The 17,386-nt window shown below is 64.3% G+C and carries 16 protein-coding genes; 6 read left to right on the top strand and 10 right to left on the bottom strand.

The features are described 5' to 3' along the window. The first annotated feature begins 237 nt into the window (after positions 1-237). Positions 238-1,167, top strand: coding sequence for a DUF3800 domain-containing protein (locus tag AC3DE2_RS15960; protein WP_488427002.1), 930 nt, complete (start codon positions 238-240; stop codon positions 1,165-1,167). 367 nt (positions 1,168-1,534) lie between these two features. Then, a complete protein-coding gene (locus tag AC3DE2_RS15965) occupies positions 1,535-1,807 on the top strand; it encodes an XAC0095 family protein (RefSeq protein ID WP_488427003.1) in 273 nt (90 codons plus the stop codon). 45 nt (positions 1,808-1,852) lie between these two features. On the opposite strand, the gene AC3DE2_RS15970 is transcribed toward AC3DE2_RS15965, so the two are convergent. From AC3DE2_RS15970 to AC3DE2_RS16010, 9 genes are all read right to left on the bottom strand, one after another. Next, on the bottom strand, positions 1,853-2,365 hold the full coding sequence (locus AC3DE2_RS15970; RefSeq protein WP_488427004.1) for a hypothetical protein: 513 nt from the start codon (positions 2,363-2,365) through the stop codon (positions 1,853-1,855). 63 nt (positions 2,366-2,428) lie between these two features. Beyond that, complete coding sequence (locus AC3DE2_RS15975; RefSeq protein WP_488427005.1) at positions 2,429-3,877, bottom strand: hypothetical protein; 1,449 nt, start codon at positions 3,875-3,877, stop codon at positions 2,429-2,431. Positions 3,878-3,888: 11 nt separating this feature from the next. After that, positions 3,889-4,962, bottom strand: a complete 1,074-nt coding sequence (locus tag AC3DE2_RS15980) for a chymotrypsin family serine protease (RefSeq protein WP_295382164.1) — start codon at positions 4,960-4,962, stop codon at positions 3,889-3,891. Positions 4,963-4,964: 2 nt separating this feature from the next. Further along, entirely contained in the window at positions 4,965-6,296 is a 1,332-nt protein-coding gene (locus AC3DE2_RS15985) for a ComEC/Rec2 family competence protein (protein ID WP_488427006.1), read from the bottom strand. Then, on the bottom strand, positions 6,271-7,629 hold the full coding sequence (locus AC3DE2_RS15990; RefSeq protein WP_488427007.1) for an alpha/beta hydrolase: 1,359 nt from the start codon (positions 7,627-7,629) through the stop codon (positions 6,271-6,273). The genes AC3DE2_RS15985 and AC3DE2_RS15990 overlap by 26 nt, the downstream gene beginning before the upstream one ends. 422 nt (positions 7,630-8,051) lie before the next feature. Further along, positions 8,052-8,972 carry a serine protease gene (locus AC3DE2_RS15995; protein WP_488427008.1) on the bottom strand — a complete coding sequence of 307 codons (921 nt, stop codon included), beginning with the start codon at positions 8,970-8,972 and terminating at the stop codon, positions 8,052-8,054. A 21-nt stretch (positions 8,973-8,993) separates the two neighbouring features. Further along, the gene (locus tag AC3DE2_RS16000; RefSeq protein WP_488427009.1) at positions 8,994-10,643 is read right to left on the bottom strand and encodes a caspase family protein; all 1,650 of its coding nucleotides are present in this window, start codon (positions 10,641-10,643) and stop codon (positions 8,994-8,996) included. 90 nt (positions 10,644-10,733) lie between these two features. Further along, positions 10,734-11,963 carry a hypothetical protein gene (locus AC3DE2_RS16005; protein WP_488427010.1) on the bottom strand — a complete coding sequence of 410 codons (1,230 nt, stop codon included), beginning with the start codon at positions 11,961-11,963 and terminating at the stop codon, positions 10,734-10,736. Positions 11,964-12,712: 749 nt separating this feature from the next. Continuing rightward, on the bottom strand, positions 12,713-13,150 hold the full coding sequence (locus AC3DE2_RS16010; protein WP_488427011.1) for a DUF6496 domain-containing protein: 438 nt from the start codon (positions 13,148-13,150) through the stop codon (positions 12,713-12,715). A 171-nt stretch (positions 13,151-13,321) separates the two neighbouring features. Between AC3DE2_RS16010 and AC3DE2_RS16015 the strand changes: the two genes are divergently transcribed. From AC3DE2_RS16015 to AC3DE2_RS16030, 4 genes are all read left to right on the top strand, one after another. Beyond that, on the top strand, positions 13,322-13,813 hold the full coding sequence (locus AC3DE2_RS16015) for a pyridoxamine 5'-phosphate oxidase family protein (protein ID WP_295382169.1): 492 nt from the start codon (positions 13,322-13,324) through the stop codon (positions 13,811-13,813). Positions 13,814-13,992: 179 nt separating this feature from the next. After that, the gene (locus AC3DE2_RS16020; protein WP_488427012.1) at positions 13,993-14,334 is read left to right on the top strand and encodes a cupin domain-containing protein; all 342 of its coding nucleotides are present in this window, start codon (positions 13,993-13,995) and stop codon (positions 14,332-14,334) included. Positions 14,335-14,553: 219 nt separating this feature from the next. Next, positions 14,554-14,850: a hypothetical protein gene (locus AC3DE2_RS16025; RefSeq protein WP_295382173.1), complete on the top strand. Its 297-nt coding sequence runs from the start codon at positions 14,554-14,556 to the stop codon at positions 14,848-14,850. 46 nt (positions 14,851-14,896) lie between these two features. Continuing rightward, positions 14,897-15,376 carry a GNAT family N-acetyltransferase gene (locus AC3DE2_RS16030; RefSeq protein ID WP_488427013.1) on the top strand — a complete coding sequence of 160 codons (480 nt, stop codon included), beginning with the start codon at positions 14,897-14,899 and terminating at the stop codon, positions 15,374-15,376. 17 nt (positions 15,377-15,393) lie between these two features. On the opposite strand, the gene AC3DE2_RS16035 is transcribed toward AC3DE2_RS16030, so the two are convergent. Continuing rightward, the gene (locus AC3DE2_RS16035; RefSeq protein WP_488427014.1) at positions 15,394-17,265 is read right to left on the bottom strand and encodes an LTA synthase family protein; all 1,872 of its coding nucleotides are present in this window, start codon (positions 17,263-17,265) and stop codon (positions 15,394-15,396) included. Positions 17,266-17,386: the final 121 nt, after the last annotated feature.

Below are 17,386 nucleotides of genomic sequence, written 5' to 3' on the forward strand. Positions count from 1 at the left end.
CTAGCCCGTGATAAATGGCAGCGGCCGCGGCGTCGTACTGGCGCGTATAGCCACGCTGTGCTCGTCGTTCGCCTTCCCCGGGCGGTGTCGGGAAACTTTGGGGGCTTGGGGAAGCGCCAAGCGGGTCAGGGGCCGTCGGGTCGGGCGTACTCATGGCTCCGATGGTAATGGCGGTTCGGGTCGCACTCCAGACCTCGACTGGTAGCCTCTTGGCCCCGTCAACGCTACGCTTGGGGGATGCGAGAACCGTTTGCTTGCCTCCAGGCTGTGATTGACGACTCGGGCAGCGACAAGGGCGACCGGAGGTTGTTCATGGCCGGCTTTGTTTCTACCGCCGAGAACTGGGCATTGTTTTCCGACGCATGGGCGGCCGAACTGCGAGCCGGGAAGCCCATTAACTACATGAAGATGCGTGAGGCAAACAGCAGGGATGGGGAGTTCTATGGCTGGACACAAGGCGAGGTCAGCGAAAAGCTAGCTCGCCTGAAGGCGCTCATCGACTACTTCGCGCCCATTTCGTTTCACAACTCAATGAGTCGTTCGGCTGATTGGGAAGAATTCAGGGCGATCGCCCCACGCGGCCTAGGCAATGCACATTTTTCCTGCACCTTCGGTATTGTCTCCTCTGTTTGCCGGTTCGTCGCCAGCCAGAAACATCAATGCAAGATTGAGTTCATCTTCGACACTCAGGCGGAAATAGAAGATGAGGTTGATCTTTTTTTTGAGTACATGGTGGAAAGCATTCCAAAAGAAGCACGCGCACTGATCGCGCGCAAACCGAGATACGCGGACGACAAAACATTCGCTCCACTTCAAGCTGCTGACATGCTCGCCTGGCACCTCCGCAGAAGGCATGAAGATCATGGTTCGTGGATGAAAGGGTCTGATGATCTCGCCCCCATTAGCAGTAGTGCTCACCTCGACTGCGGTGATCTCGACATGGTTCTCCCTCATACTCACAGGGGGGTGGCAGAACAGATGAACGGTGTAGACGGCCTGAAATCAAAAGGCGAATGGCAGCGGATGAAGAAGGAGGCGCGGAGATTGCAGACGGCAGGCTTCGCACCACCGGTAAGTTCGTCTCGCGAGGTTCACCTCCGCGCTTTTATGCGCTGGAAGCGCAATCATGCGTTCAAGAACTGGTTGCGTGGATTCTTTGGGCGCTAGGTCTAGCTTTTGGCATCTCGTCAGGCGGCCCGAGCCGTAACCGAGTGACCGCTTCGGGTCGATAGCTAACGCAGCATGAGGAGCCACTCAATGTGCGTTGACACCACCCACCCCAGCCCTTAACCATTGCCCCCGGAGCCTCGAAACTCCTCGTAAAGCGGTACCCACCTCCGAAAACCCCGGTGGGTTTTTTATGCCCGAACTCACGTTCGGGCATAATTTCCCGTTGCAGACTTCCTGCGTCGGGAGGGCGGCTAATACAACACCCCTTTGGGGGAATACGCCCGCCGGCTTTACGCGGTTTCGAGCCTCCCGACATCCCGCCTGCGCGTGCAGGCGGGCCACCGCACTGCAAGGGAGCACTGCCATGGGCGACGATCGCCACACCCCCTCTCACCCCCACCAACGGCCGCGCGAAGAAAAGAAGCGCACCGGCTACCTGCTGACGCAGGAGGCCTATCACCTGCTGTACGGCCTGCACCAGCGGGTGCAGCTGACCACCACCTTGTCCCGCTCCCGCAGCGAACTGCCCAAGCGCTACGAACCCACCCCGCCGGTGGGCGATTGGGCCTACATCCTGGAAAAGTGGACCGAGGAACTGGACTTCGTCCTCAAGAACACCACCTGGCAGCCACGCTAGTGGATATGGAGGGACCGGGCGGCGATGTCGCCCGGTTCCCGGATCTCATATGCGGGTGGACGAGGGAGGAGTCGAGTTCACGTTGTTGCTCTTGATGGAATCAATGACGTCCACGACGTACTTCTGGTTGAAGCCGGCGACGAAGGACCAGAAGAACAGCTTGGCGTACTCGGCAGGGCCCTGGGCATGCTGGTGGAAGATGGCCTTGAAGCCATCGGGGGCCAGTCCCGTGTCGGCGACGATGGTCGGGAACATTTCGCCGGCGATAAGGCCGGAAATGAAGATGGCATAGAGGACGCACGCGAGCAGTCCGCCCACGAAAGAGGGAATGACGAGCCCCAGCCAGGTCTCCGACAGCTCGACCAGTTCCGCGTCGGAAAGGCCGGCGAGGTTGCGGTGGATGCCGACATAGCCACCGATGTTGCCGGTGAGGAAGGTCAGGGCGATGACGGCGACATCGCCACCGGCGTACACGGCCACGACGGAGAGGGCGATCAACACGAGGAACACGATCAGCAACTTTTTCCAGATGATTCGCGGGGCTTGCTGGCGCGTCATTGCGTTCTCCATTGAGCGATGGGAGTGATGAGAGTGCGATGCTGGGTTTGGCCCGATCAGCAGTCAGGTCTTCGCCTTGAACCCCGTCAGGAAGGTAATCAGCGCCGCCCCCATCGCCGCGGCCACGAAGGCCATCGCGAACGGAACGATGGTGCCGACCAGGTTGCGTGGGGTGGGGAGCCAGTCGGGGAGTTTCATGCCGGCGTAGATCATGGCGGTGACGCCGACGCCGACGATGATGCCGACCAGCCAGTCGAACAGCAGGCGGCTGCGCAGTTTGCCGCCGCGATTGCGCGCATAGACGAAGATGGTGGCGCCGAGCATGGCGCCGATGAGGGTCGCCATCAGGAACAGGAATGGCGTTGCGTAGCGCACTTTGACGGGGGCGGCGACGTAGGGGCCGCCGACCACCTTCAGCTCGCCCTGGCCCAGGCCGGTGGAGCGCAGGCGGGTGGTTGCCACGCCATCGGCTCCCACGGTCAGGGAGGTGGCATCCAGGGCGCCGTTGTCCAGATCCAGGCTGACCACGTCGCCCGGATGCAGGCGGCCGCTGCGGCCACGCACGGTGATGTCACTCATGCCGATGCCGAAGGCGTCGATCTGCGCGGGCGCCATGATCACCAGCGGAATGCGGTGCAGGGGCACGGAGGCCTGCGGCACATCCTGATCCACGGAGGAGATCAGTTGCACCAGGAAGGGGTCATCAGGATCGGCAATGGAAACGTCCACCTTTTCCAGCCGGCCGCCAATCCGATCGATGGCCAGTTCCTGCGGATTGAGCAAGGCGCCGGGGGCGAGCAGTTGCACGGCGATGGCCTCGGGCAGCCGCGCCTGTTCGCCGGGCCGCTCGCGATCAACCAGGCCCACCAGCAGGACGCCGGTGAAGCTTCCCAGGTTGCGGTTCCAGGTCAGGCCCTGGACGCGATGGACCAGTGCCAGTTGCCGGAGCTTGCCGAGTGCGTCGAGCGCGATCAGGCGGGTTGGCGAGGCCGACTGCGTGCCATTGGCGTCCTGCACGGTGACGGGCTGCGCGGTGGGGTCGCGCACGGCGACAATCTGGCCCTGTTCCAGCGGAATGGATTGGCTTCCTTCGATGTCGAGTTTGCGGCCGGTCTGGTACACCTCCACCGCGCCCACGCCCGCCTGTTGGCGCAAGGCGGCCAGGTCGAGGGTGGGCGTGGCCGGCGTGGCGGCGGGGACTTCGGCAGGTGCCGGGGTAGGTTGGGGATCCACGGATGCTGGGAAGCGGGTGGCCGGCTCCCGGGCACGGGCGGAACGTTCGATGGCTTCCCTCAGCGCATCGTCCTGGACACGGGTGACCTCGCCCAGCGGCAGGGTCGAGCCGCGCATGCGCTGGACCATGCCGGAAGAAAGCGTGTCCTGCGCGCGCAGCTCGCGGGCCACGGTCGCGGTGGCGGCGTCGCCTTGCAGCGTGGACTCCTGCGCCTGTGCATTCGACGTCCAGGACAGCGCGAGCATCAAGACTGCCGTGAATCGCGGATGGGCCTTCATGGGGATTCTCCTTAGCCGAGGTCGATGTCCAGCTGATCGAGTACCGCGCGGATAGGATTGGCAAAGGCATGCGTGCCGTTGTCCGGACACGCGAACAGCAGGCCGACCGCGCGGTTGCCCGGCTTGTCGACGATCAATGCGCCGCTGTCACCCAGTTGCGCGAACAGGGAGGCGCCCGAGCGGGCGCGAATGCGGATCTGGTTGACGAAGCGGGCCTGGCGTTGCGGCGTGGCCCGGGACAGGGGCAGCAGCACGTCGCAGGCGATGTCGTCCACCACGCCGGAGGAGTAGCCGGTGGAGCGCGCGTGCTTGTGCACCAACTGGCCGACGAAGGGCGGGACAGTGCCCTGCACGGCGCCCACGGTGCAGATATCCGCTTCCACGCCGATGCCGTCATCCAGGATGGCGACCGCCGCATCCACCTGGTTGGTCGCCAGCACACCCTCCTGCAATGGCACGAACCGCAGTAGCGAACCCACGCGGTCCTGTGGTGTTCCTCCATCGGCGAGCGACGGCTGGCAGATGCCGGTGCCCGGCAACGCGGCGCCGTAGTCGGAGAAGACATGGCTGTTGCTCAACAGCAGGGTGCGACCTTGTTCGGCACCCCGCCGGGAAGTGCAGCGAAAGGCCAGGGTGCCGCCGGCGACGGTTTCGAGCCCGATTGACGATCCGGGACGCAACGGGCGCTTGTGCTGGCGGCGCGCGCGCGAGCACGCCAGCGGCATGGCCGGGAAGGCGGGCGCGGCCTCGATCACGTCGGTGTCGATGCCGTCGATGTGGGTATTGATGCGCGCCCGCGCGGACAACAGGCGCTTGGGCAGCTTCTGGGAGACATAGAAACGCACGCAGAGCGCGTCGCCGGGTTTGCCGTTGGTGAGCTTGTAGCCGATGCCGATGGCGTGGACCTGGTGGCCGCCGACTTCCCGCAGCCCGGCCAGTGCGCGACGGAGAATGAAGGGGGCGAGCGGATGCCGGGCGGACCGGGTGAAGTAGCGGTCACTGGCTTCGGACTTGGCCGCGCGCAGATCCGTCGATAGCCCTTCCGGGAATCCCGGCGACTCGGGTGCGGGCGTACGGGCGCACATGCTCAGTACTCGGTTTCCACCTGGAGCGAGCCATCCGCGTTCGCCACGACGGCGATGTTGCCGTCCCAGCTGTTGCTGTAGATGGCCTTGTCCAGCCGCATGCGGGTGAACTGTGGCGGTGGCGCGTCGGCGCCCAGCCCTTTTCCCTTGATGCCCACGCGCACCTGGATGGGGTCGCGTGCCATCGACACTCCGCCGTCGTCGGCAAGCAGCATCCGTATCGCGGCGCGGTTCGGATGGCCGTAGACATAGGCGTTGTGGGGTTCGTTGATGAACGCGGTATCGCCGGCCTGGATGACCGCGATCTTCGGGCTGGTCGCGCGGACGAAGTCCGGCGTGGTGGCATTCATCGAGCCATGGTGGCCGACCTTCAGGACATCGACATCGAAAATGCGCTGGTCCGCCTCGTAGGACTCCAGCATGGCCGATAGGCCCTGGTGTTCCATGTCGCCCACGAACAGGAACGAGGCCTTGCCGAAATCCACCCGCACCACGACGCTGTCGTTGTTGCGGTCATTGGCCCAGCCCACGTCCAGATCCACGCGGCCCCACAACGCGACGATGTCCGGATCGACACCACCGGAGGGGCGGCAGTCGACGGGATCGATGACGTCATTGCTGACGCCGGAGACCGTCTTGACGTCCGACTCGCTCAGACCGACATAGCCGCCTTCGTTTTCGGCGATGTAGCGTTGCAATGCGAGTTGCCCCTTGCGGCCGGAATCGTGGCTGCCGGGTTCGCCATCATCCAGCAGGTTGAGCACGTCGAATGCGGGCTCGGCTTCCACCAGGCCCACTGCACCGTCGGTGTGGTCGGAGTGTGGGTGGGACAGGACGACGAGATCGAGCGTGCGCGACAGGTCGTGGCGACGGCCGAAGAATTCTTCCAGGTAACTGCGCAGCAAATCGCTGCCGCGCGCGCGCGTGGTGCGCTCGCCGCCGGTATCGATGAGGACGGCGCCGCAGGAGAACTCCAGCAGGATGGCGTCGCCCTGGCCGACATTGATGAAGTGCGCCACCATCGTGGACGGATCCGCGCGGGCCATCGGCAGGCCGGCGGGCGTCGCCGGTTCGGGATAACCATGGGGGACGATGGCGTTTCGCGGCGGCGCATCGGGACGAACGGGCGCCACCACGGCCGAATCCTGCGTGGGAGCCGCATCCACGCGCGAATCGGGGGATGCGGGATCGCCCGTCGACGCGGGCGCCGGCTCCGGAGAGGTGCCCGCGGCGGGGTGCCCCCTGTCCGCCGGCGCCGTGGCGCACGCCCCCAGCGCCAGTGCCAGTCCCACGGCGAGGAGATGGCGTTTACGGTAGGCGTGCGGAGCGTTCATCGGATCCCTCCGGTGGTGTTGCGGTGGGCGGCGGCGGCTCCGGCGAGCCGTCCGCGGAAGGGCAGGTGCGGTAGTCCTGCACCGCGACGAAGCGGTACACGAAGTCGGAGAACGCATCGCCCCAGATGTCGTTGTGGCCGGAGATGATGCCCTTCTCCACGCCGACCACCAGGTACGGATTGAAGCGGCGGGAACCCGAATCGGCTGGCGCGAGCCGGTTGAGCGCGACCGGGCCGACGGTCCAGTGATCCGTGTCGCCACGGCTGTAGGCCTGCCAAGCGCAGGCGAACGCCCCGAGGCTGGCGGCGTTGGCCGTTCCCTTGTTCTCGGTCAGCGTATGGGTCTGGAATGGCGCGTAGTGGCCGATGGCCCGGATGTTCTGGCTTCGTTGCCGCGCATCGCGGTGCTCGGAAAACAGCGTGGACACTGCGCGCCCGGCCGGAAACGCGCGCTTGGTCGCGATGTCGGCTTCGGAGGTGAAGATCGCCAGGATCGGTTTCTGTTTCGCGACGAAGGTGAAGCCGGAGGCCTTGCGCTGGATGGCATTGAAGCGCGCCGCTTCGAAGGCTGGATTGACCAGCACGATCAGGTCCGCGACGTTGCGCGCCACGCGGTCGCGATTGAGGAAGGCGGTATCGCGGATGAGCATCTGGTTGACGGCGTTGTAGACGACAGCACCGCCGAAGCTGTGGCCCATGATGACGAGCCGGCTTTCACGATCGCGTGCGTTGATCTTCGCCAGTTCGGCCAGTACTTCGGTGACGCCGTCCCCACCCACGCGATGCGCGCGTCCCTTGCGATCCCAGAAGCTCAGCGTCTTGAACGGCTCCAGGCGATTGGACAGTCCGCGCCAGCCGAGATAGACACCGACCACCTGCCGCGATTGGCAGGGCGTATTGGCGCAGCCTTCCTCGTCCGCGGCGGCCAGATCCAGCAGCAACTGGCTGAAGGCCGCGACGTTGCCGTCGGCCGGATCGGCATTGTGTTTCCAGCCATGGGCAAACACCACGACGAGCAGCGGACGCGTGGCCGCCAGGCCCGCCAGGTGACGGACCAGGCCATCCTTGAGGACGGGCTCGCGCAGGTAGCCCTGGTCATCGAATTCCACGAATCCCAACAGTGGCGAGGTCACGCCCTGTGGCGCGCCCGCCACCAGATGCAGCGCGTCGCGTGGACAATCGCGCATGTCCCGGGCGACGCAGTAGTCCGCCGTTTTCAACTGGGTCCGGTAGGTCTTGCCGGGCACGCAACTGACGGCGCCCAGTATCGTCAGCACGAGTACCAGGACGGTGGCGGAAAGGCTTCGCCAATGCGAACGGGGATGCCGTTTCATCGCGGCCTCCCGGTACGGGGCGATGACGAACGGCTCCGGAGCGACGACGGAACCGGCGCGACCATGCGCAGCAGGCGCCACTCCGGGCGCGGATCCAAGGGCGACTTTCGCACAACGACCTCCGTGGCGATGCGACGGCAAGCATCCAGTCTTTGTCAGCCGCGCGCCGGCCCCTGTGTCCCCATCACGGCGCGAGCCTGCGATTTATCAGTAGCCAACGCGGGCCGCAATCAAAACCGGCGCCGATCCGACGGACGGCAGCGTGTGCGGAACGCCGGACGCTCGCGTATCCACCTGAGCGGCGCCGACGGGGGACAGGCTCCGGTTCGCGGAGGCTGATCCCGGACGGTCGCGTCAGCGGTGCTGCCCGGACGGGAAAGCGCGGCTCGCGCGGTGGCTTCGCGGATCTTCCGGTACGGGGCTCATCGAGACTTGGCCCGGCATCGGGCGATGTCCATCGTGCAGGTCGAGATCCATCCCGTGAACTGGCTGACGCGGGTATAGACCCCCACCTTGCCGGCCTGCGCGCAGCCTTCGCCCCAACTGACCACGCCCGCCAGGCGGGGCCGGGTCGCCGCATTGGCCGCCAGTGGACCGCCGCTGTCCCCCTGGCAGCTGTCCTTGCCGCCAACGGCGACACCGGCGCAGATCATCCGCTCGGTAACGGCGCCGTCGTAAGCGAGCGCGCGATTGCAGGTCTTGCGTTCAACGGAGGGAATGTCCACGTACTGCAGGGCGGGCGTGCCCTCGCCATCCTGTTGCGTCCTTCCCCAGCCCGAGACCGTCAGCAGCGCGCCCGGCTTGAGGGTGGAGGGTTCATCGGCCGCGGCCAGCAGGGGAATGATCCGTATCCTGTCGCCAAGCACGAGGGGTTTCTCCAGTTCCAGCAGGGCGATGTCGTTGTCGTAGGTTTCATCGTCGTAGCCCTCGTGGACCAGGATGCGGCTGACGGCGATGCGTGCGGGGGCTTGCTCGTCCAGCAGATGGGTACCGGCGATGACGGCGACGTCCGCTGCTTCGGTGTCGTTGACGCAATGCGCCGCGGTGACGATCCAGCGCTCGGCGTGCACGCTGCCGCCGCAGAAATGCGCGTCGTAGGCATCCGGCACGCGGGCCACCAGCAGGGCCACCTGCCAGGGAAACTGGCCGGCCCTGGCCGGCTTGCCACCGACGATCTTCTTCTCTTTCTTGTCGAGATAGACCTCGATGGCATCCAGTACTGGTTGCGACGCGGTGCGGCCGGTCAACAGGCTTTCGCGCGAGGCCGGCTGCTGGGCAAAGGCGGTGGAGGCGCTGGCGGCCAGCAGGAGCGAAGCGGTGAGGCAACGACTGAACATGTCCATGGCGATTCCTTGTCCGGGAGGTCAATAGCCGAAGAAGCGCACGCGTACCCCGTCACCCAGACCGCTCCGCGGAACCTCGGTGGTGGTGATCTGGACGCCGGGAACGCCGTGCTTCTTGAGAACGCGCAGGGTATGGGCGGCGCGCGCCTGCCGCTGGAGCTGGAGCTCCTTCCGATCGGATGGTTCGTAGGCAATGGAAACCCAACTGACCGACTTCCGTGCGGCCTTGAATTGCTGGAACTCCTGTTGAATGGCGGATTCGTCGATCAGTTCCGGCAGGTCGCCGGGCGCGGTCCGGGCAATGACCTCATCAAGCGGGTGCCCGATGCTCATCGGGGCCAGCGGCTTGTCCGGCGCGGGGATGTAGAGCAGCTTGTCGTCGGGCTTGCGCACCTGCATCCACAGCGAATGGGTGCCTGGGCCCTCGACGAAATCGACAAACTGCAGGTAGTCGCCTTTCGTCACCCGGCTTTCAATCCCGGAGGACGTATCCGGCCCGGCGTACGCGATCAGGTTGGTGCTGGCGACCAGCGAGGCCTGGGATTGCAGGTTTGATTTGAGGGTTTCCAGCAACGCGGGTGAAAGCGCGGGCGCTTTCGCGGAGGCGGCCACCAGGCCCACCGTATCCGGATCCCAGGTCGGCCCCGCCTGTGTCATGTCGTCGACAACGCGATGCAGGCGTGCATAGGCCAGGCCGAAATCCGCGCGGCTGATGCCGACCGGCGCATCGGTATTCCAGCTCAGCTCCACCGCGGGCGGAAACACCAGGGTGTAGGCGGGTTCGTCCTTGTCGTGCGTGGACAGCCATTGTCGTGCGGCATGGGCGTAGTGGCTGGTGGAAAAGCGCCGGCTGAAATAAAGAACCTGCTCGCGAATGCCCGATTCCAGCGCGCTCAGCCACGCCTCGCGTTCCTTTGCACTCACCCTGTCATCGGGAAGGAAATAGAAATCGCTGTCCGACCAGTCCAGCACGCCGGGTTGTTGCGTCAAACCGGTGGCGATGGTGACGCGGGCGCTGACATCGTTGAAGACGCTGCCGAACTCGCCGGGTTGGCGGGAAAGATTGTTCAACAGCGCTTCGGTGAAGGTGCTGGGGCGCGAGGCTTCGCTCGAACCCAAGGCCGCCGTCCCCAGGCGCGAGCCGTAGGCCACCAGCGTGTTGACGCCGCGATCGGCATGCTGGACGGGCATGTAGCCTTTTTCCACGCCGTACTGCTGCTGCCTGTCCTTGATGACGAAACCGCCGATGGTCCGGCAGGCGTCCACGATGAAGAGCAACAGGCCGGGTCGTTTCTTGGCCAGGTAGGATTCCAGCGATTCCACCGCCACCGCGTGGTCGGGAAGCTTCTGCTCGTCCAGTTGCAGCGGAGTATCGGTTCCCGCCAGGTAGTTGTTCTGTCCGTAGGAAAAACCATGGCCGGAGAAATAGACCACCACGATGTCGCCTTCCTCGATCTTGCGGCGGAAATCGGGCAGCGTGGTTTCCTCGAAGGACACCGCCGAGGTGATCGTGGCGATGGGCGACACCTCGAACCGCAGTTCCTTCAGCAGCGCCTCCATCCGCGCGGCATCCACCTCCGCGCTGGGAATGGAAGAAAGGTGTTGGTAGCCCGCGTTGCCCACCACCAGGGCCAGGCGCCGCGGGGCCTGGGCGATCCTGAGCGCTTCCATGTCGTCGGCTCCGGCATTGGCTGCAACCCACAGGCCGCTGGCCAATACCCCCGCGACACAGAGCCGGCGAAAGCCGCTGCCTCGCATGGCTCAGCTCCCGGCAGGGGACGGTGCATTGCCGGCGGGAATCGGGCTTGCGTCGGCGCCGGCCGGGAACATCCCGCAGTCGACCGGTGACGACAGGCGTTCCATGTCGGTCCAGGCTCCCCCGGCAGCGGCGGGGTCATCCTTGACCAGCGTGGACAGCTTGATCGTGGCGGCCATGGAGCGCTGCTGGCAGAGCGCGGACAGGGGCGCGCCATCGCTGCCGAGAACGATGGCGGACAGTTGCACCGCGTGGTTGAGGTAGATGCGCCCGCGCTTGCCCCAGACGGTGTCCTTGGTCAGTGCCACCCCGTCGGGTGTGTTGTCCTTCCAGCGAACCGTGCAGCCCTTGTTCTTCTGGTTGGCGAGGTAGGGCGTCAACGCGGCGATGGGCGCCATCACCGAGGCATCGGCGCCGACCAGGGCGGTACGCATGCCGGTGATGGCCTTGACGACCTCCTCGGCATAGGCACGCGCCTGGAGGTCCGCGGGCTTCTTGGAGTCCTTGGTTTTCTGCTGAATCTTGTCGCGTGCGCGTGTCGCGCTGTCCAGCCAGTCATCCAGTTGCTTGATATGCGCATTGGCCTGGGCAAAAGAAGGATAGCGGGTGGACAGCAGGGCCGGGGCGGAAGCAGGGTTGTCCGCGAGATAGCCGGTGCGGATGTTGGCTTCGGTCCAGTCCGCGTCCCGGGTGGTGGTGAAGCTGCTGACCGCATAGTTGGACTGGAAGAGCTTCCAGACGCTGACCAGGGACTGGGCGATGCCGGTGATGATGCCGACCGAGGCCACCAGGCCGCTTTTGCTCTTCGAGTTGTACTTCGACGCGACGGTATCGAGGTTGCCGATTTCCTTGCCCATCGCATCCAGCTTCTGCTGTATCGACAGCGCCAGCACCTGCTTGGTGGCATGGTCCGCGTCATCGGTCAGCAATACGCCGGGGCACTGGTGGGTGGCGCCTTGCTGGCGAATCCTGCGGCCGAGATCCTGTCCCGTGGCGGCGGACAGTGCGAGTACGCGCTGCTGGGCCAGGCCCTTGACGTTTTCCGGCCCGGCGATGTCGCCGGCCTTGCCTTCCAGGGGCGTGCCATAGGTCAGTTTGTTGAGTTCGGCCTGCTTGGTCAGGCGATCGATCTGCGCTTGCAGATCCGCGTTCTTGTCGGTGCTTTCCTGCGCGTGTCCGAGGGACATGGCGCCGAGCCAGAGCAGGGCGCAAGCGGCCAGATGGTGGACTTTCATCGACACTCCTCCTTGGATGCGGTTCCTGGGCCAGGATGTCCGCGGGGACATCCGGGGGGTGCATGTCGCAGCGGTTCTTTCCCTGCCTTTTTGCCGCGTGATGACCAGGCCCGTGGCGACGACAGGCGGATGCGGCAATACCGCACGCCTTGCAGCGACGGGTGCCTGCCTTGTTGCCTCGAGCGATGGATTCGGGAGATCCGCCGGTTTCCCCGTGCAGCGCGCGGCAGGATCAGGCGCACGCTATACCGGAAGACCGGGCGCGGACAAGGGGCGCGCCGGGCAGGCACGACCGCAGGCGACGGACGGCAGGGAGCCGGGCGGGCAAGCCAGGCTTTCCGGGCAGCCATTCCGGGCTACCACGCGCAGGGAGCGACGCCTGCAAGGTGGCGGACGCGGACTGCGCGCCGCGCCAGGGCGGACGCGTGATGATCGAAGCCTCGGAGCCGGCGCCCATTGCGGGAGCCGGGCCGAAGAAGCGGTCTGGGTGATGCAGGCCGCCAAGATCGCATCAACGGGCCACAACGACATCCTCAAATGGCGTGCAGGTCGTGCATTGGCGGGATATTGGCCCGCCCGGCGAATGGTGTGGTCCGGGGAGAGGGAGGCGGGCCGCCGCTGAAGGCGGGGTGGGCCCGGGCCCACCATCGCGGTGCAGGCGTTGCCAATGCGCCCGCGCTCGTTCGAACGTCACCCCGGGTCATCGGCATGCGGGCATGGGCAATGGTGGGCCGGGGCCCATCCTGCGATCAGGCGCCTTGCTTGCGCGTACGCGCCGCCTTCCTGGCCGCGGCCGAGCGCTTGGCCGGGCCCTTGGTGCGGGCGGCCTTCTTCGCCGCGGCGGAGCGGTTGGCGGCGGTGCGCTTGCTGGCCGCCTTTTTGGCCTGTTTGGACAGGGCGGTGCGGCTGACCGCCTTCTTGGCGGTCTTCTTCCGGCCCTTGGCGATGTCCTTGCGGGCTTTCTTCTTGACCTCGGGCGAGGCGCTGTCACCGGGCTCGACGCCGATGCCGGCGCGGCGGGCCTTGGACAGGCCGATGGCGATGGCCTGTTTCGTGTTCTGGACACCGTGCTTGCCTTCGCGGACGTGCTCGATTTCCTCGCGGACGAATTCGCCGGCCTGGGTGCTGGCCGACTTGCCTTCGCGCTTGTCGCGGGCGACGGCGCGGCGGGTCTTTGCTTCCGGCATGGCCGGGTCCTCCTGCGGGACAACGTGCCTGTGTTAGTCCCGTCGGCGTGAACAGGCGGAGAAGGCGTGCCGGCTGGCGGACGCGACTATCAGCCCGATAACGCTTGCTTGACGGCGGCGTGACATGCGCGGGGCTAGCGTGAAGCCACCCTGTTTCGAGGGAGTATCGTCATGCACACGCCGCAGGAACTCGAAAAGAAATTCTGGAAGCTGCTCAAGTCCGACATGGTCGTGATGATCGGTCTGGAGGGCGCCGAGGACGGACATACTCGTCCGATGACCGCGCAGGTGGAGGAGGAAGGGCACGGCCCGATCTGGTTCTTCACCACCACCGACAACCGCCTGGCCCAGCGCGTGGACACGCCGCAACGGGCCATCGCGACGTTCTCGGCCAAGGGCCATGATTTGTTCGCCAGCATCAACGGCACGTTGGTGCAGCACATGGATCGCGACGTGGTGGATCGGTTGTGGAATCCCTATCTGGCCGCCTGGTACGAAGGCGGAATGGAGGATCCGCGCCTGTGTCTGTTGCGCTTCGAGGCCGAGCACGCGGAAATCTGGTTGAACGAAAACCCGATGCTGGCCGGCGTGAAGTTGATGCTGGGCATGGATCCGAAGAAGCACTATCGCGACCGGGTGGCGGAGGTGAATCTGCGGCATTGAGTCGGCGGGGTGCCTGGGCGAACCCAGGCCACCGCAGGCTCGACGTCGCAGTGATGACGCCATCGCCATGTTGGCGACAGGGTTTGCCCCCATCCGCCCTTCGGGCACCTTCCCCCGCGAAGCGGGGGAAGGGGGCGTATCGATCACGGCTGTTGCCGCGGCAATCATCTGGAGTCGGCATGCACTACAAACACCTGCGATTTGGACAAGGCTTTCGTACCGCGTTCGCGGTGCGGGAGGTGCAGGCGGCGGAAATGGTCATCGCGCCGGGTGAGGCGGAAGGCGGGCCGGACAATCGGCATCGTGGTGCGGATCAGTGGTTGTACGTGGTGTCCGGTACCGGCGTGGCGACCATCGAGGGCGAGCGGCAGACGCTGCGCGCGGGCAGCCTGCTGGTGATCGAGCACGGCGAGCGCCACGAGATCCGCAACACGGGGCGGACCTTCCTGAAGACGCTCAATCTCTACTATCCGCCGGCTTACGATCAGGACGAGGAACCGTTGCCGGCCGGCAAGGGCTGAGCAGGCACAGGCGTGGCACGGGGCACGCCCCCTACCGGACATGACGCGGCTGTCGCTGAATACGGGGCGCGGGATATTCAGTTCCGGCTTCACCCGCCCGAACGGTGAATGACCACGGTGGGTGCGGCCTGTCCGATCCGCTGCGCCCGCCGCGTGAGGGACACCAACGACGCGGAGAGGGGGCTTTGCGGCGACGCCCCTCTGTCGGAATCCGATTGCATGCTTTTGTCAGACACCCAGATCCAAACCCACCTATGCCGGCTGGAAGCCACCGACGCGCGCGCCATCGGCCAACTGGAAGCGCTAACCGTCTGGATGGCGGCGCTCGTGCAGACGCATCCGGAAGGCGAGCGGCTGCGCGCGGTCGCACACAAGCTGTCGCTGCGTAGTCCGTTCCAGGCGATGGCCGGCTACCAGGAGGAAGCGGCCGCCTACGACGCGACCTTCTGCCAACTGATGGCGCTCAGCGATGGCACCCGTCCGGCGATTCCGGCCGGGCCACCGCCACGCGTATGACCCGGGAGTGGGATAGAGTCGGGCTCCCGTCCCGTTTCTTTCGCCCATGTCCGAAGTTTCGCTGGTCCCGATGAGCGAGCGTGCATTCCGCGCGTTCCTGCATGCCGCAGTGGAAAATTACGCGGAAGAAAATGTCTCCGCCGGGCGCTGGCTCGCCGAAGGCGCGCTGGAACGTTCGCAGGCCGCCTTTGCGCAGCTGTTGCCGCAGGGTACGGCGACGCCGGATCACCATCTATTCGAGATCGTGGCGGGCGATGCCGGCGTGGTGGGTTCGCTGTGGTACGGCGTATACACCGAGGGCGAACAGCGGCAGGTGCATGTGTATGACGTGCGTGTGCATCCGGCGCATCGCCGCCGTGGTCATGCGGCGGCGGCGTTCGCGGCGATGGAAGCGCAGGTGCGCGCGCTGGGCATCGACCGGATTGGCCTGCATGTGTTTGCCCACAACGCGGGCGCGCAGGCGTTGTATGCGCGGCTGGGGTATCTGGTGACCAGCTTGAATATGATCAAGGTGCTGGGCAGTTGATGATTCTTGGGCTGGCGCTATCTGGAAGCAGATGTTGCATCTGGCCGAAGCAGGGGATAGGCGAAATTTTCCCCGAACAGGATGTCGTATTGCACAGCGCGATATTGTTGCATCAGGTCGTCCGAAGACTCCGTGGAGGTATAGTCGCCAGGTCGGGCCACAATGGGATGGCTGGTCTGAAGCTCGAGCAAGAGTCGATCCATGGAGTTCAGCGGCAGGCCAACCGAACGTTTAATCCAGGTCCCAAGATAAATCGGACTGAACTGTTCCTGTGGTAACAGCGCGGGTGCTCCATTGGTCCATGCAACCACCGGTAAAGTATGCATCTTGCGTTTGTCCTCGGGAGTCCAATGCGTGGGGTCCTGAGAGCTGATGAAACCGCTCTGATGGTAGACAAGGAAGTCGTCGCCCAGGAATGGCAGGTGGTCACCGAACATTACTAGCAGGGTCGGGCGACCGGAATTCCGGATGTGTCGAACCAGTTGGTTGAAGCCCGTCACCGCGTCGCGTACGCCTGTAGCATATGTGCTGAGCAGATCGACGGCTTCCGGATTCAGTCGTCCTTTCGGTTTTATATTGATGCGCGGTTTGTCCGCATAGCGATGGGAACCATCAAGGTAAGGGCCATGATTCTGCATGCTTACGGCGAAAATGAACTTCGGTGTGTCTCCCTTGTCAAGTTCGTCCGCTATGAAGCGGGACAGCACCGTGTCTTTCACGAATCCCGAACTGGCGCCCTCGAATGAAGCGTTGTCCGTAGACTCGAAGCGCGAGAAACCGAAACGGGGATATGCTTTGTCCCGATTCCAGAAATGGCTGCTATAGGGGTGGATGGCAATCGTTTCGTATCCAAGTGCGTTGAAGTCTGACGCCAGTGTCGGGATAGGGCGGTTGACGTATTGTGCGTACGGAATACTTCCGACAGGCAGATTTGCATTGGACAGCCGGGTGATGAACTCGAACTCTGTGTTGGCGGTATAACCTCCAAAAATGGGAGAGAACAAGTTGCTGCGTGACCCACTCTCAAGCTCGGAGAGCAAGGCATCTGAAAATCCAACACCCGGCAGCAGGGTCGGATCCCACCACGCCTCATTCATGATAACGATGATATCGGGTCGTCCTGATGGCGAAGCTGGCGCGCTGCTCTGGCTTGAAAGCACCCGCCGTATCGCGTCCTCGTTGTATTCAGCAGGTGGAAGGATGAGCGCGGTACTAGCGTTCATCAGCAAACTGAGCAACTGTCCGTTGGCGCGTGTGTTGGCCTCGGGGTCCCAGTTGAAATTGGAAATGCCCAAATGATCCAGCCCAGTCGCCACGGCACTGCCGCGGAAACGGGCATTCTTGAAGTTGTAGTCGGGAAGCGCCGCCAGCATAAGGAAAGATGCGGCGCAGATGGCATGAACAGCCATGCCGGCGGGAGGTGGAAAAGATTTGCGAAATAAATGACGGCGTGCGAGCCATAGTAGCCAGCCACATGCCATGATCAGGACCAAGAAAACCCAGAACGCACCAGTGCCCCAGAGAATTTCGACAACGCCGCGATATTGGCCCGACAACAGGAAATCGCTCGAGTTAATCGAACTGCCAAGTTTTTCGAATTTGATGTGATTGGCAATGGAATAAAGCAGGAAGGCCAATACTCCGGAACCGATGGCAGCGGGAAGCGAAAACAACAATCGCGTACCAGCAATTAACAGGCTCAAATAGCATGCGGAAACAATACTGGGGGTAAGGGTGGTCCTTAGCCAGTCAAACGTATTTCCTGCTCCCCGGTAGATGATTTCCCCAGCCAGAATGGCGAGCCATGCTGCCAACAGGATAATGGCGGCTTCTTTAAGAAAGCAAAGGATCTGCTTGAATTTTAAGAGCAATGGATGTGCTGGGCTCATGTCTTGACGTGCGGCTCGTATCAGCGAGGTTTCCGACTTCTGGTGTGAATAGTACGCGGTGACCGACCATGGCTGTCAGCCCGGGAAAAGAAAAGCCCCGCATCAGCGGGGCTTTTCTCGA

The sequence above is a fragment of the Pseudoxanthomonas sp. 68-E7 genome (assembly GCF_057773145.1).